Source organism: Ralstonia sp. 22111 (assembly GCF_052045895.1).
In the GTDB taxonomy this organism is placed as follows: Bacteria; Pseudomonadota; Gammaproteobacteria; order Burkholderiales; family Burkholderiaceae; genus Ralstonia; species Ralstonia wenshanensis.
On the sequence record NZ_JBQEPR010000002.1, the window covers coordinates 395,858 to 409,085 of the forward strand.

Sequence of the window (13,228 nt, forward strand, 5' to 3'; positions counted from 1 at the left end):
ACGGCGTTTTTTGATGGCACGAGATTTGCCCTGAGTCCGACCGGTGTGACATCACACTGCCGGACCTGGACCATAAATAGAGGTAGAGGAGACAAGAATGAGGACACTACGAGTGATTGCACTTGCGGCTGCAATGGCGGCAGCAAGTGTTGCCGTGCACGCGGCAACGCCCCCCGTTACCGATGCCATGATCGAGAACGACGCGAAATCGTCGAACGACGTGCTGACCTGGGGCATGGGTACGCAAGGGCAGCGCTTCTCCACGCTCACCAAGATCAACACGAAGAATGTCAGCCAGCTCGTGCCGGCATGGTCGTTCTCGTTTGGCGGTGAGAAGCAGCGCGGGCAGGAAGCCCAGCCGCTGATCTACAACGGCAAGATGTTCGTCACGGCGTCGTACTCGCGCATCTATGCGATCGACCTCAAGACGGGCAAGAAGCTGTGGAAGTACGAGCAGCGTCTGCCGGAGGGCATCATGCCTTGCTGCGACGTCGTCAACCGTGGCGCCGCGCTGTACGACAACCTGGTCATCTTCTCCACGCTGGATGCGCAGCTGATCGCGCTCAATCAGGACACCGGCAAGATCGTCTGGAAAGACAAGATCGAGGACTACGCTGCGGGCTACTCCACGACCGCTGCACCGCTGATCGTGAAAGGCATGGTGCTGACGGGCGTGTCGGGTGGCGAGTTTGGCGTGGTCGGCCGCGTGGAAGCGCGCGATGCCAAGACCGGTCAGTTGATCTGGTCGCGTCCGACCGTCGAAGGCCACATGGGCTACAAGTACGACAAGGACGGCAACAAGACCGAGAACGGCATGACGGGTACGCTCAACGCGAGCTGGCCCGGCGAGACTTGGAAGACCGGTGGTGCATCGACGTGGCTGGGCGGCACGTATGACCCGCAGACCAACCTGGTCTACTTCGGCACCGGCAACCCGGGCCCGTGGAACAGCCATCTGCGCAAGGGCGACAACCTGTATTCGTCGTCGACGCTGGCCATCAACCCGGACACCGGAAAGATCGTCTGGCACTACCAGAACACCCCGAACGACGGCTGGGATTTCGATGGCGTGAACGAGTTCGTCACGTTCGACATGGACGGCAAGCGCGTCGGCGGGAAGGCTGACCGCAATGGTTTCTTCTACGTGAACGACGCGAAGAGTGGCAAGCTGCTCAACGCGTTCCCGTTCGTGAAGGTCAACTGGGCCACCAGCATCGACCTCAAGACCGGCCGCCCGAACTACGCACCGGACCACCGGCCGGGCGACCCGGCGCAAGCCACGGGTGAAGACAAAAAGGGCAAGGCGGTGTTTGCCGAGCCGGGCTTCCTGGGCGGAAAGAACCAGATGCCGATGGCTTACAGCCCGCAAACCGGCCTGTTTTACGTGCCCGCCAACGAGTGGGGCATGGAGATCTGGAACGAGCCCGTCAGCTACAAGAAGGGCGCGGCCTACCTGGGCGCCGGCTTCACCATCAAGCCTCTCAATGAGGACTACATCGGCGCACTGCGCGCGATCAACCCGAAGACCGGCAAGATTGAATGGCAGATCAAGAACAACGCCCCGCTGTGGGGTGGTGTGATGACGACTGCCGGCGGCCTGGTGTTCTGGGGCACGCCCGAGGGCTATCTGAAGGCGGCCGATGCCAAGACCGGCAAGGAGCTGTGGGAATTCCAGACCGGCAGCGGCATCGTTGCGCCGCCCGTCACCTGGGAAGACAACGGCGAGCAGTTCGTGGCCGTGGTGTCGGGCTGGGGTGGTGCAGTGCCGCTGTGGGGCGGTGAAGTGGCCAAGCGCGTGAACTTCCTGGAGCAGGGCGGTTCGGTTTGGGTGTTCAAGTTGCACAAGAACTGACGTGCTGAGTTGAGCGCTGTGCGCCCTGTGCGGCGCGCAGCCTCTCGCACAGCTTCATGGAGTTTCAGATCGTGATCATGCGTAATGGAGTGTTTTCGTTGCTGGCCGTAGCGTGCGCAGCAATTGGCGCGGCATCTGCCCACGCCGCCCCCGACATGCAGGCCCTGGCCGACAAGAGCGGCTGCTTCTCGTGCCACAGCATGCACGCCAAGATCGTCGGCCCAGCCTTTGCCGACGTGGCCGCAAAATACAAGGGCGATGCCGATGCGCCGACCAGGCTGGCGCAGAAAGTGCGCGACGGCGGCAAGGGCACGTGGGGCCGTATCCCAATGCCCCCGCATCCCAATCTCAAGGAAGACGAAGCGAAGCAGCTGGTGGCCTGGGTGTTGAGTTCAGGCTCCTAGGCTTCGACGTTGTTCGCAAGGAAAGAACAGAGAGCCGGCATTGTCCGGCCCTCTTCGCTTTCTATGGATGACCGCGCTCTATGGCTGTGTCAGCCGTCGCGAGTTGGCATCCGTTCGGAACACGATCGGCACTTCACCGGTGCGCGTGTCCCGTATCTGCCCGAACCCGTTCATCGCAGCCATCCGGCCTTGCAGCACCACCTTCTGCAGTGCGCCGTGATCTGCCGACTTTCCACACACCGGGTCCGTGCGTGTCGCATCGCCCGTCAACAGGTACGCCTGACAGCGGCAGCCGCCGGCATCTTCCTCGCGCGATTCGCATGACTGGCATGGCTCCGGCATCCAATGCGTGCCGCGAAAGCGTTGAAAGGCATCGCTGCTTCGCCAGATATCGCGCAGCGGCTGGCTGAGCACGTTGGGCAGCTCCAGCCCCGGCAGCATGCGCGCCGAGTGGCAGGGCAGCGCAACGCCATCCGGCGCGATGCCGAGGAATGTCGTGCCCCAGCCGTTCATGCACTTTTTCGGGCGCTGCTCGAAGTAGTCCGGCACGACGTAAAGCAATTGGCATCGGCTGCCGATGCGCGTCCGGTAGTCGTTCACGACAGCCTCGGCGTCGCGCAGTTGCTCCAGGGTGGGCATCAGCGCCAGGCGGTTCTCCCATGCCCAGCCGTAGTACTGCGTGTTGGCGAGTTCGAGGTATTCGGCGCCGATCTCCAGCGCCATGTCGATGATGGCCCCCACGTGCGGCAGGTTGTGCCGGTGCATCACGCAGTTCATCACCATCGGATAACCGTGGGCCTTGATCAGATCGGCCACGCGGCGCTTCAGATCGAAGGTGCGCGTGCTCGACAGAAAGTCGTTCAGCTCACGCGTGGAGTCCTGGAACGACAACTGGATATGGTCGAGCCCCGCTGCGCGCAACGCCCCAAGCCGCGCATCGGTCAGGCCTACCCCGGACGTCACGAGGTTCACGTAGAACCCGAGCCCATGCGCATGCGCGACCAGTGTTTCGAGATCCTTGCGCAACAGCGGCTCGCCGCCCGAGAGGCCAAGCTGCACAGCACCTAGCGCCCGGGCTTGGGTAAATACATCGCACCACTGCTCGGTAGTGAGTTCCTGGTCGTGCCGCGTGTAGTCGACCGGGTTGGAGCAGAAGGCGCAATGCAGCGGGCAGCGATAGGTCAGCTCGGCCAGCAGCCAGAGCGGCGGACCGGGCATCGGCGTAGCGGCCGGCGCCAGCAGCGAATCGGCCTCAAACGAGCCAGCCGCGTTCAAGTGCATGTTTGACAAAGGCGTGGACCTCCGGAGCGATGCCCTGCACGCCAAAGGCGGACTGCAGGTCGTCGATCAGCATGTCGAGGGTATGGGCACCGTCGCAGCGCTGCAGGATCGCGGCGGCGCTGTCATTGAGGGTGACCATGCCCTCGGGGTACAGCAGCACCCAGCTTTGCTGCATGTCTTCCCATTGCAGCCGGAAGGTCCGGTGCAGCATGGGGTGGGCTGGATCAGGCAAGGGAGGGCTCATGTGCGTGGGCCTGTTGGATGGCATCGAGCATCGACCAGAGGATGTCGAGCTTGAACTGCAGGATGTCCAGCGCACGCTGTTGCTGCTCGGGCGTGCGGAAGTAGTCGAGTGTCACGCGCAGGCCGTGCTCGACGTCGCGCGAGGCCAGCGGAATGCGTGAGCGGAAGTACGCCAGCCCTTCCGGCTGCACCCACGGATAGTGATCGGGCCAGCCGGCCAGCCGTTCCTTGTGGATGTCCGGCGCAAACATCTCCGTGAGGGAGGAGCACACCGCTTCCTGCCACGGCGCGCGGCGCGCAAAGTTCACATACGCATCCACCGCAAAGCGCACGCCCGGCAGCAGATGCCGGTGAGACCACAGTGCGTCGCGCGTGAGGCCCACGGCTTCGCCCAGCCGCACCCAGCTTTCGATGCCGCCCGGCTGCACGTCGTCGCCATCGTGGTCATGAATGCGGACGATCCACTCACGGCGTGTTGCCCGGTCCGGGCAGTTGGACAGGATGGCCGCATCCTTGAGTGGGATGTTGACCTGGTAATAGAAGCGGTTCGCGACCCAGGTGCGGATTTCCTCCGGTGTGCATTCGCCGGCGCGCATGCGCAGGTTGAAGGGATGATGGATGTGATAACCCGCCTGCTTCGCGCGCAGTCGCGCTTCGAAGTCTTCGGCAGTCCAGGCAACAGGATGTGTCATAGCGAGATTTCCATGCCGTCGTAAGCCACCTCGATTCCGTGCGCCTCCAACTCGCGTCGCTGCGGCGAGTCTTCATCGAGGATCGGGTTGGTGTTGTTGATGTGGATCAGCACCTTGCGCGTGGCCGGCAGCTGGTCGAGGACTTCGATCATGCCTCCGGGGCCGGATTGCGCGAGGTGGCCCATGTCGGCTGCCGTCTTGGTGGAAAAACCCAGGGCGAGCATTTCGTCGTCTTGCCAGCAGGTGCCGTCCACCAGCACCACATCGGCCGCGCCCAGTTCGTCGAACACATGGGGTTCGACGCGGGCAAGGCCGGGGGCGTAGAACGCCCGCCGACCGCTCTTTTTGTCGACGATGCGCAAGCCGATGTTGTCGCCCACGCGGCGCGCGTTGCGGCTGGGCGAATAGGGCGGCGCCTTGCTCTCCAGCGGGATGGCCGTCAACGCCACGTCGTCGAGCGGCGGCACCGAGAACGCCGTGCCGTCCAGCGCCAGCGCGCGCGTGTCGAGCCCGCAGTAGTGCGACAACATGCGTGTGAGCGGGAAAGCGGTGGACAGATCGCTGATGACGGCCGCGCTGGCATAGACCGGCAGCGCTTGCCGATGCTCGCGCAGCATCAGCAAGCCTGTCACGTGGTCGATCTGCGCATCCATCAGCACCACGCCCACGATGCCCGTATCACGCGGCGCACGTGCCGGTTGCAGCGCCGGTGAACTGCGCAGTTGCGCGAGGATGTCCGGCGAGGCATTCACCACGATCCAGTTGTGCTGGCCGTCGCCGAGTGCGATGGAAGACTGCGTGCGCGGGGTGGCACGCACGGTGCCGCGCCGCACGCCGTCGCAGTTGCGACAGTTGCAGTTCCACTGTGGGAAACCGCCGCCGGCGGCCGAGCCGAGAACCCTGAGTATGGTCATGATGCAAATCCAACGTGTCGGGCGGATTGAGCAAGAAGTCGGCCAGGGCATGGCGCTAAGGCATGCGCGCCGCGCGCCGAAAAAAAAGAAGCCCGCCGTGAAGAACCGGCGGGCTCGTGGAGCCTTGCGTGCTCAGCCGCGCAGCATCAGCGGTTGGCGATGTACATGGTGATTTCGAACCCGAGTCGCAGTTCGGTATAGGCGGGCGTTGTCCAGTTCATGTCTCCTCCTTGAGGGTTGGCATAGTTAGTGAGTGCACTGCGTTGTTCAGCGGCTGACGCAGGCGTTTGCCGAACACAGCCGCATCGTCATCAAGGCAACATCCATGCCCACTTCCGACTGGCCAACAACGTCCGCCCGCCTGCACCTGCGCACGCCCGACGGCCATTGCCTGCATGTGCGCCAATGCGGGCCCGACAGCGGTGAACCGTGGCTGGTGCTGCACGGTGGCCCGGGCAGCGGCTGCGTGCCATCGATGGCCGCGTGGTTCGATCCGCTGCGGCATCGCGCCGTGCTGCCGGACCAGCGCGGCGCAGGGCGCTCGCGACCGGCCGGCACGCTACGGCGCAATACGGTGACGGCATTGCTGGCCGATCTTGAGCAACTGCGCGTCGCACTTGGCATTGCGCGCTGGGGCGTGGTCGGCGGGTCATGGGGTGCGGCGCTGGCGCTGGCCTATGCCGATCGCTTTCCCAATGCCGTATCGGCACTGGTGCTGCGCGGCGCTTTCCTGACCGGTTTCGACGATGTGCAGGCGCTGTTCAATGCGCGCGGTGCCGGTCGTGATCTCTTGCGGAGCGTCGACGGGCGGGGCGAGGGTTTTCCCGCGGCCCATGGTCGCCTTCTCGTTGCAACAGACATGTTGCAGCCTGGTACAACTGTTCAGAAATTGAACATCGCCCGTGCGTGGCAGCGTGCTGAGCATCGGTTGTTGGGGCTGCGGCCGCAGGCACGTCGCCAAACATGGCAGCAGCGCATGGCCCTCGTGCGCAAGTACCAGCTGCAGGCGCACTACCTGTATCGGCGGGCGGGGCTCGGGAAAGCTGCGTTGCTGCGGGCGGCTGCGCGTATCGGCGCGAGGGGATTGCCGGTGACACTACTGCATGGGCGGCAAGACAACGTTTGCCACCCCCGGAATACGCTGCGATTGTCTGCAGCGATACCGCATGCGCGGTTGGTGTGGGTGCCGGGCGGGCACCTGGCGGTAGGGGAGATGGCGAACGCGCTGGGCGCTGCCATCCGTGCGTCGGCGTGGTCAGTCGGTGTCTGAGGGCAGGCCGCCTGCCTCGTCGATCCTGCGGTAGATCGTGTTGCGTGAAATGCCGAGCGCCTTGGCAGCGGCGGAGATGTTGCCGTTGTGCGCCTTCACGGCCGCCATGATGGTCATGCTTTCCACATCGGCAAGCCGCTTGGGCTGGGAGCCGCCCACGCTTTGAGTGACGGGCGGCACAGCCGCTGTCGGCGCCACCGCGTTGTCTGCCGCCGGCTGGTCGCCGTGGCGCGCCTGCCAGTCTTCAAGAAAATCGTCGGGCAGATGGTCTTCGGTGATCTCCGGCGCGCCTTCGGCCATCAGCCGGGCGGTGCGCAGCAGATTACCGAGCTGGCGGATGTTGCCGGGCCAGTGGTAGGTGCGGAACATCTGCATCACGGCTTCGCTGATAGGGGGCGCGTCTGCCTGTTCGAGCTTCAGCAGCTTGTCGGCCACCACGTCGAGGTCGGTGCGCTCGCGCAGTGCGGGCAGGCGCACGACCAGGCCGTTGAGGCGGTAGTACAGGTCTTCGCGGAACTGCCCGCTGGCCACCATCTCGCGCATGTTGCGGTGGGTCGCGCACACGACGGTCACATCCACCTGGATCAGCTTGTTGCTGCCCAGCGGCGACACCGCACGCTCTTGCAGCGCGCGCAGCAGGCGGGCCTGCAGGTGCAGCGGCATGTCGCCAATCTCGTCGAGGAAAAGTGTGCCGCCGTTGGCCAGCACCATCTTGCCGATGCCGCCTTTCTTGCGCGCGCCGGTAAAGGCGCCTTCTTCGTAGCCGAACAGTTCGGATTCAATCAGCGCTTCCGGAATCGACGCGCAGTTCACGGCGATGAAGGGGCCGGCATGGCGCGGGCTGTCGGCATGGATGGCGCGCGCGAGCAGTTCCTTGCCGGTGCCGGTTTCGCCCAGGACCATGACAGGAATGTCCTTGCCGATGACCTTGCGCAGCTTGCCGATCACGGTCTGGATCTGCGCGTCGCCGGTATCCAGTGCCTCCAGGCTTGCCGGTTGCCGGGATGGCTCGATGTAGGCGCGGCGCGGCGCGGTGTCGTGGTCGGTCGAACGTTCTGCGCCCATTGCGCCGCCCACCATGCGGTTGGCCGGCCGCTTCCATTCGACGCGCGCAAATACCTTCACGCCGCTGGGCAACTGCAATTGCACGATGCCTGCCGCCGCGGTACGTTCCCGGTCGATCAACTGCGACATCGACAGCCCGAACAGCGACGAAAAGGTATGTGCTTGAAGCGCGCGGATCGACAGGCCGAGCTGGAACTCGCCACTGCGGTTGGCCGACAGGAAGCGCCCCGCCGGCGTGAAGGCCGCGATCCCTTCGACCAGCGTGCCGATGAATTCCGGGCGCGAGTGGAAGTGGATGCACACCACGTCCTGGAACGTGTTGGCAAACAACTGGTTCTCGATCATCTGGGCCGACATGCGCACCAGCGCCATGGTGTGCTTGTGGAAGCCACGATGGTCACCCGTCACATCGAGCGCACCCACGGTGGCGCCGTACGGATCAAAGATCGGCGCACACGAGCAGGTGAGGAACTGATTGGCCTCAAGGTAGTGCTCCGAGCCGTGGACCAGCGTGGGTTTGCCGTCGGCCAGCGCCGTGCCGATGGCGTTGGTGCCACGGCTCGCTTCCGACCACAGCGCGCCCGGCTGCAGGGCCACTTTGCTGGCCTGGGCCAGGAAATCGTCGTCGCCCATCGAATGCAGGATCAGGCCCGACGTATCGGTCAGGATCACCATGCTCTGCGTGTTGACGATCTGGCTGTAGAGCGTCTCCATGACGGGCAGCGCGTGCGTGAACAGCGACTGGCTGCGCTCGATCTCGGTCTTCAGCTCGTTATGCAGCACCGGGCAGAAGTCGGGCGATTCATAGGGCCGCAGGCCGTACGACTTGGATCGTTCGTGCGATTGCGCGATCAGTTCGGGCTGATCGTGCGGTGCGTCACCGAGCGTGGCCGGGGCGTTGTCGGAAGCGCGCGTGCCGGCTGCCGCGTGAGGGGTCATGGTGTGTCTCCTAAAACCTCGCCCGCAATCTGTGTGCGGGTCGCCCGGATCGCTTCATTTAAGCAGGGAGCGAACCGGAAGTGTTGCGCCATGAAGCAAGACCCTTGCCAGGGTGTTGCATTCCTGAGCACCTGTGCCAACCCATGCCTCCGATATCTGGAGCGTTTGGCGGATCTTGGCGGTGTCTCCCGGCAGATTCTCGACTTGGTATGGCTCTTGCAGAAATGCCTCCAAAAATCGTTTCAACGACAACTAGGAGACACTCTTGAAAACGCCTCGCAACTTGCTCGCGCTGCTTTCTGCCTGCGCATTCCTGGCCGCGGGATTGCCCGCAACCGCATCCGCTCACGGCGATGTCACGCCGCAGGCCGTAGACACGCACACCTTACCGCAACTCGGCGCCGATTGGCGTCAGGACAATCCATACCGGACCGGTCCCGCACACGACGAAGCGCTGCGGATCGGCTCCTCCGGGTTCAACCAGAACTGCGCGCGCTGCCATGGGCTGGAGGCCATCTCGGGCGGGATCGCCCCCGACCTGCGCAAGCTCGACACCGATTGCATGTCGTTGGCCGACGCCAAGAAGAAGGAAGCCTGCTACGGCGAGGTGTCGCAATACTTCACAGCCACCGTCCGCCACGGCCGCACCCGTGACGGTCGTGTCTACATGCCGCCGTTTGAAGGCGTGCTGACCCAGGAAGCGGTCTGGGCGATCAAGACGTATCTGGAATCGCGCCGCGTACAGGACTAGTAGGTCGGCCTGCCTCAGTTGGCAGCTTGGCGAGCCGGTGCTGTCCCTGCCTTCGTGTGCATCGGCTCGCTCATTTTTTTCCGCCTGGAGATGTCTCATGAACGCCCGTTTTCGGTTGGCTGCGGCCGGAGTTTTTCGCCGCCTTGCCTGCCTCCTGCTTGCCGCGTCAGCCATGGTGTTGGGCGCCGTGCCGGCACACGCCGACATGGCGAAGATCCGCCAGAGCGGCGCCCTGAAGGTCGCGCTGTACAAGGGCCTGCCACCGTTCTCCGATAACGTCGGGGGGCAATTCAGCGGCATTGATGTGGCGCTTGCCAATGCGCTCGGCAAGCAGATGGGCCTGTCGGCGTCGTTGCTGCCCTTTGATGCGGATGACGACGGCATGTCGGGCGACCTGCGCAATATGGTCTGGAAGGGGCATTACCTGGGATACGGCCCGGCCGACGTGATGCTGCATGTGCCGGTCGATCCGAACTTCATTCGGCAGAATGGGCAGGTGCTGATCTTCGCGCCGTACCTTCGCGAAGGCTACGTGCTGGTGTACGACAGCGAGCGCGTCCGCAAGGTCAGCAGTTTCGAAGACCTCGCCGGCCAGGCGACTGGCGCCGAGCAGGGATCAGGCGGCGCAAGCGCGCTGCTTTCCAGCGCCAACGGCGCCCTGCGCGACAAGGTGAAGATCTACCCGGAGGCCAACGAGGCGCTACGTGCGCTGTTCTCCGGCCAGATTGCCGCGGCAATGGTGACGCGGGCGCAATATGAAAGTGCGCTGAAGACGCAGAATCCATCTGCCACACGCTTTGTGGCGACCGAGCTGCAGTCACCGCTGTTGCCCGCCCGCGGCTGGGCGATCGGCATGGCCGTCAAGGCGGACCAACGTGAACTGGCGCAGGCGCTGGAGAGCGCCCTCAATGCCCTGCGCGCCAGCGGCGAGCTGCAGCGCATCTTTGCGCAGTACGGCGTGTCGATGGTGGCTCCGTAGGCGCCACTGCCCGCCCACGGAGCCGAACGTGTCGACGTCTCTGATGTGCTGGCCGTGCGGGCTGGCCGCGCCGGCCAGCTCGCGCGCTATGCTTTCTCCGCCGCGGCGTGCTTGGAGGGTAGCGCACTCACGTTGTCGTCGAACGCCGAATCCACGGGGATCTTCGAGAAGTGGTGGATCTTCGGCGCGTGCGATTCGTCGGCCTGTGCGTCGTGCGGGTCGATGAACGACATTGCCGTGCGGCGCTTGAGCATGTGCGAGTCGCGCGATTGCGATTCGCGCCACAACTCGGCCGTGAATTTGAGACCGGCGCGCAATGCGTGGGCGCTTTCCTGCTTGCCCTTGCGTTGATCGGAGACGCGCTCGATGCCTTTCTTGACGACATCTTCCAGGAACGTGATACGGGCGCGGTAATAGTCCGCGTGCATTTGAGCATCCATCACGCGCTGCTCTGCCTGGTACAGCTCCATGCGCAATTCGCTTAGCGCGCGTTCGGCCTGCTTCTCGGGAGAGGGTGCGTGGCTCAAGGCCCAGTTTGCAATCCACCGCAACATGGTCAAGCCCTCCTGTCTTGCGGTGTCCGCCGCCGGTGGGAAGACACCGTTCACTGCCCGCGCATTGATCGGAAGTGATCGCCGCTTGCCAAACAGACTAGCAAAAAAAGCAGCGCGATTGCGCTAGTCCACGCGCATGCCTGTTGTGAAAAGGAAGCATGGTCCGTTTGGGTGAGAGGCGCACGGGCCAACTTCTGGTCTCATAAGCGGATTGCCTACTTTGCACAGGTTTGCGAGGCAAACGTCACCTGCCTGCGCAAGCGATTGCGCACATCACCGCGCCCGATCCGGGGCGCCCTGTCAGCGGAATCGGTACGTAAGCGAAGCCATGGCCGTGGTCTGCTGGCGGCGCTGCGTGATCGGGCTATCCGCCGCATCTCCTTGCACCCGCGCAACCGTGAGCGAGCCATTGGCCGTCCACCGATCATCGAGCTTGCACGTGACGATGGCATTGAAGTGGATGTCGCGCAGCCCCGCATGCGTGGCAAATACCGGCAGGCCCGAACGGGCGCTCTGCCCATCGTCCACGCCAAAGAACGTACGCATGTACTGGCCGTTCGTCCATGACACGCCGGTGCCGAGGCTGAACAGCCAGCGGCCGAGCGGCGCGCTTGCGTAGACATCGGCGTTGGCGATCAACCCCTGGCGGTTACCGAGGATGTCCTGCTCCGCATCGGTGGACAGCGTGAGGAACGACACCGTGTACTGCGCAAACGCCTTTGCGCGCACCGTGGCATTGACGTTGCCCAGACCATTCAGGCGCGCGTCGTCATGCGCATGGCGCCACGTCGGGTCGAACTGGAAGTTGCCGCCCACCTGCCACGTGTCGTTGTTCGCCAGGTACACACCCGCAAAGTCCATCCCCTTGGAAAAGAACCGGTGCTTGTACTCGATCTCCTGATCGATCCACGGAAACACGAAGCTCGATTTTGCGCCCGGATACTTGGGCGACATGTAAATCGCCGGGCCCACAGCAATGCTCCAGTCGCTGGCGTCGGCGCTGTTGTTTGCGTTGCTCTCCGTGTTGGCGGCGGGGCTTGTCTGTGCCCGGGCGATGCCGCTCAATGCGCCGATGGCCATCAGAAGGAAGAACACAAGGCGAGGCAGGGCGCGCGAAGACAGCGGCATGAGAGGGCGGAAACTCGAAAGGAATGTGAGCGAAGGAAACGGCGGCACGCCATTCTAGTGGAACCGTCGGAACGCAGGATGACGAGGGAAGGCAGCGAGCGTCTGACGCATCTGCAGTGCCGCGCTGGCAAGCAGGCGAAAAAAAACGCCGGGATGTCCCGGCGTTCTTCATGGTGCGGCTGCCTTATTGCTTGGCGGGCGCAGCGGCCTTCGGTGCCGAAGCAGCGTCGGTCTTGGCTTCCGACTTGGCTGCAGCCTTGTGGGCCTTCTTGTGAGCGTGCTTCTTCTCGTGCTTGGCTTCAGCCTTCGGTGCCGAAGCAGCATCGGTGGTCGTCGCTGCAGCGGTCGCCGCCGGTGCGGGTGCGGCGGCCGGTGCGGAGGCGGTGCCAGCTGCGAACACGGGGGCTGCGAAGGCACCAGCAACGATCAGAGCGGCCAGGGATTGAGCGACTTTCATGTGAGACTCCTTAATCAGAAACAAGCGGGATATTGGGACTCCAGATACATGGATCTCGTCCCATTTGCGATCCATGCCTCCAAAAACGTCTCACATTGAGAGCGCGCTGACCGCCGTTTGTAAGCGTTCTGCCCACGGTGTAAGCGCGCGTAACAAGGTCGTTTTCGCTGCGTCCGATGTCTGTCGCGATGGGTTGAGACACATCAAGGCCAGGCCCGGCGCATCGGCGTACCGTCAGGCGTCGGGTGGACAACTGCTGACGCGTACACCACACTGGGTGGTGATGCGTGGGTCATTTCGATGTCAGGCCGCGCATTGCATCGCGGGCGTGGGAGCGCAATGGGTCACGCTCCATCCGATACCGGTAGCGCCACAAACCAGTCTCTTCTATAAGGACAACACGATGAACAAGCTTCTGGCCGCCCTCGTGGCTACAGTCTTCAGCGCCGGCGCGTTTGCGCAGGCGTCCGCACCGGCAGCGGCTCCGGCACCTGCCGCTGCCGCGCCGGCACCCGCCGCGTCGGCTCCTGCCGCAGGCGAAAAGGCAACGCAACTTCATAAGAAGAAAAAGAAACGCGACCATCGTCCGAAGCATCAGGACAAGAGCGCGTACGGCGTGGGCGGCTGATCTGCCGTAGCCCGCCGATTTTCTGCACACCGAAGCGCCGGCCTCCTAGAAGGAGCCGGCGCTTTGTTTTG

The 13,228-nt window shown here is 64.0% G+C and carries 15 protein-coding genes; 6 read left to right on the plus strand and 9 right to left on the minus strand.

What is annotated here, in order from left to right:
* The first annotated feature begins 97 nt into the window (after positions 1–97).
* Together ACTJK4_RS08130 and ACTJK4_RS08135 are read left to right on the plus strand one after the other, a co-directional pair.
* On the plus strand, positions 98–1,852 hold the full coding sequence (locus tag ACTJK4_RS08130; RefSeq protein WP_260801945.1) for a PQQ-dependent methanol/ethanol family dehydrogenase: 1,755 nt from the start codon (positions 98–100) through the stop codon (positions 1,850–1,852).
* A 71-nt stretch (positions 1,853–1,923) separates the two neighbouring features.
* The gene (locus ACTJK4_RS08135; RefSeq protein ID WP_260802249.1) at positions 1,924–2,256 is read left to right on the plus strand and encodes a c-type cytochrome; all 333 of its coding nucleotides are present in this window, start codon (positions 1,924–1,926) and stop codon (positions 2,254–2,256) included.
* A gap of 78 nt (positions 2,257–2,334) precedes the next feature.
* Here the strand turns inward: ACTJK4_RS08135 and pqqE are convergent, their stop codons facing one another.
* From pqqE to pqqA, 5 genes are all read right to left on the minus strand, one after another.
* Positions 2,335–3,537, minus strand: a complete 1,203-nt coding sequence (pqqE, locus tag ACTJK4_RS08140) for a pyrroloquinoline quinone biosynthesis protein PqqE (RefSeq protein WP_440817372.1) — start codon at positions 3,535–3,537, stop codon at positions 2,335–2,337.
* Complete coding sequence (gene pqqD / locus ACTJK4_RS08145; protein ID WP_045206002.1) at positions 3,509–3,781, minus strand: pyrroloquinoline quinone biosynthesis peptide chaperone PqqD; 273 nt, start codon at positions 3,779–3,781, stop codon at positions 3,509–3,511. The genes pqqE and pqqD overlap by 29 nt, the downstream gene beginning before the upstream one ends.
* Positions 3,762–4,472 carry a pyrroloquinoline-quinone synthase PqqC gene (gene pqqC, locus ACTJK4_RS08150; protein ID WP_232040689.1) on the minus strand — a complete coding sequence of 237 codons (711 nt, stop codon included), beginning with the start codon at positions 4,470–4,472 and terminating at the stop codon, positions 3,762–3,764. The genes pqqD and pqqC overlap by 20 nt, the downstream gene beginning before the upstream one ends.
* Positions 4,469–5,386 carry a pyrroloquinoline quinone biosynthesis protein PqqB gene (gene pqqB / locus ACTJK4_RS08155; RefSeq protein ID WP_322017373.1) on the minus strand — a complete coding sequence of 306 codons (918 nt, stop codon included), beginning with the start codon at positions 5,384–5,386 and terminating at the stop codon, positions 4,469–4,471. The genes pqqC and pqqB overlap by 4 nt, the downstream gene beginning before the upstream one ends.
* 146 nt (positions 5,387–5,532) lie before the next feature.
* The gene (pqqA, locus tag ACTJK4_RS08160) at positions 5,533–5,607 is read right to left on the minus strand and encodes a pyrroloquinoline quinone precursor peptide PqqA (RefSeq protein ID WP_009277446.1); all 75 of its coding nucleotides are present in this window, start codon (positions 5,605–5,607) and stop codon (positions 5,533–5,535) included.
* Between the two features lie 104 nt (positions 5,608–5,711).
* Between pqqA and ACTJK4_RS08165 the strand changes: the two genes are divergently transcribed.
* The gene (locus ACTJK4_RS08165; protein ID WP_440817376.1) at positions 5,712–6,656 is read left to right on the plus strand and encodes an alpha/beta fold hydrolase; all 945 of its coding nucleotides are present in this window, start codon (positions 5,712–5,714) and stop codon (positions 6,654–6,656) included.
* Here ACTJK4_RS08165 and ACTJK4_RS08170 read toward each other — a convergent pair.
* Positions 6,642–8,660, minus strand: coding sequence for a sigma-54-dependent Fis family transcriptional regulator (locus tag ACTJK4_RS08170; RefSeq protein WP_440817379.1), 2,019 nt, complete (start codon positions 8,658–8,660; stop codon positions 6,642–6,644). The genes ACTJK4_RS08165 and ACTJK4_RS08170 overlap by 15 nt on opposite strands.
* Before the next feature lie 265 nt (positions 8,661–8,925).
* Here ACTJK4_RS08170 and pedF point away from each other — a divergent pair, with 265 nt between their 5' ends.
* Both pedF and ACTJK4_RS08180 read left to right on the plus strand, forming a co-directional pair.
* On the plus strand, positions 8,926–9,411 hold the full coding sequence (gene pedF, locus ACTJK4_RS08175) for a cytochrome c-550 PedF (protein WP_232040685.1): 486 nt from the start codon (positions 8,926–8,928) through the stop codon (positions 9,409–9,411).
* 97 nt (positions 9,412–9,508) lie between these two features.
* Positions 9,509–10,390 (plus strand): substrate-binding periplasmic protein, encoded by an 882-nt coding sequence (locus ACTJK4_RS08180; protein ID WP_232040684.1) that lies wholly within the window; start codon positions 9,509–9,511, stop codon positions 10,388–10,390.
* 86 nt (positions 10,391–10,476) lie between these two features.
* Here the strand turns inward: ACTJK4_RS08180 and ACTJK4_RS08185 are convergent, their stop codons facing one another.
* From ACTJK4_RS08185 to ACTJK4_RS08195, 3 genes are all read right to left on the minus strand, one after another.
* A complete protein-coding gene (locus ACTJK4_RS08185; RefSeq protein ID WP_232040683.1) occupies positions 10,477–10,917 on the minus strand; it encodes a hypothetical protein in 441 nt (146 codons plus the stop codon).
* A gap of 327 nt (positions 10,918–11,244) precedes the next feature.
* Positions 11,245–12,072 carry a MipA/OmpV family protein gene (locus ACTJK4_RS08190; RefSeq protein ID WP_440817382.1) on the minus strand — a complete coding sequence of 276 codons (828 nt, stop codon included), beginning with the start codon at positions 12,070–12,072 and terminating at the stop codon, positions 11,245–11,247.
* 184 nt (positions 12,073–12,256) lie between these two features.
* Entirely contained in the window at positions 12,257–12,529 is a 273-nt protein-coding gene (locus ACTJK4_RS08195; RefSeq protein WP_004631175.1) for a hypothetical protein, read from the minus strand.
* Between the two features lie 403 nt (positions 12,530–12,932).
* On the opposite strand from ACTJK4_RS08195, the gene ACTJK4_RS08200 reads away from it, so the two are divergent.
* A complete protein-coding gene (locus ACTJK4_RS08200; RefSeq protein WP_232040681.1) occupies positions 12,933–13,157 on the plus strand; it encodes a signal peptidase in 225 nt (74 codons plus the stop codon).
* The last annotated feature ends 71 nt before the right edge of the window (positions 13,158–13,228 follow it).

Bases quoted from the DNA above. Each gene is read 5' to 3' on its own strand.
- ACTJK4_RS08130 (WP_260801945.1), top strand. From the start codon at position 98: ATGAGGACACTACGAGTGATTGCACTTGCGGCTGCAATGGCGGCAGCA.
- pqqE (WP_440817372.1), bottom strand. From the start codon at position 3,537: ATGCACTTGAACGCGGCTGGCTCGTTTGAGGCCGATTCGCTGCTGGCG.
- pqqD (WP_045206002.1), bottom strand. From the start codon at position 3,781: ATGAGCCCTCCCTTGCCTGATCCAGCCCACCCCATGCTGCACCGGACC.
- pqqC (WP_232040689.1), bottom strand. From the start codon at position 4,472: ATGACACATCCTGTTGCCTGGACTGCCGAAGACTTCGAAGCGCGACTG.
- pqqB (WP_322017373.1), bottom strand. From the start codon at position 5,386: ATGACCATACTCAGGGTTCTCGGCTCGGCCGCCGGCGGCGGTTTCCCA.
- ACTJK4_RS08165 (WP_440817376.1), top strand. From the start codon at position 5,712: ATGCCCACTTCCGACTGGCCAACAACGTCCGCCCGCCTGCACCTGCGC.
- ACTJK4_RS08170 (WP_440817379.1), bottom strand. From the start codon at position 8,660: ATGACCCCTCACGCGGCAGCCGGCACGCGCGCTTCCGACAACGCCCCG.
- ACTJK4_RS08180 (WP_232040684.1), top strand. From the start codon at position 9,509: ATGAACGCCCGTTTTCGGTTGGCTGCGGCCGGAGTTTTTCGCCGCCTT.
- ACTJK4_RS08190 (WP_440817382.1), bottom strand. From the start codon at position 12,072: ATGCCGCTGTCTTCGCGCGCCCTGCCTCGCCTTGTGTTCTTCCTTCTG.
- ACTJK4_RS08195 (WP_004631175.1), bottom strand. From the start codon at position 12,529: ATGAAAGTCGCTCAATCCCTGGCCGCTCTGATCGTTGCTGGTGCCTTC.
- ACTJK4_RS08200 (WP_232040681.1), top strand. From the start codon at position 12,933: ATGAACAAGCTTCTGGCCGCCCTCGTGGCTACAGTCTTCAGCGCCGGC.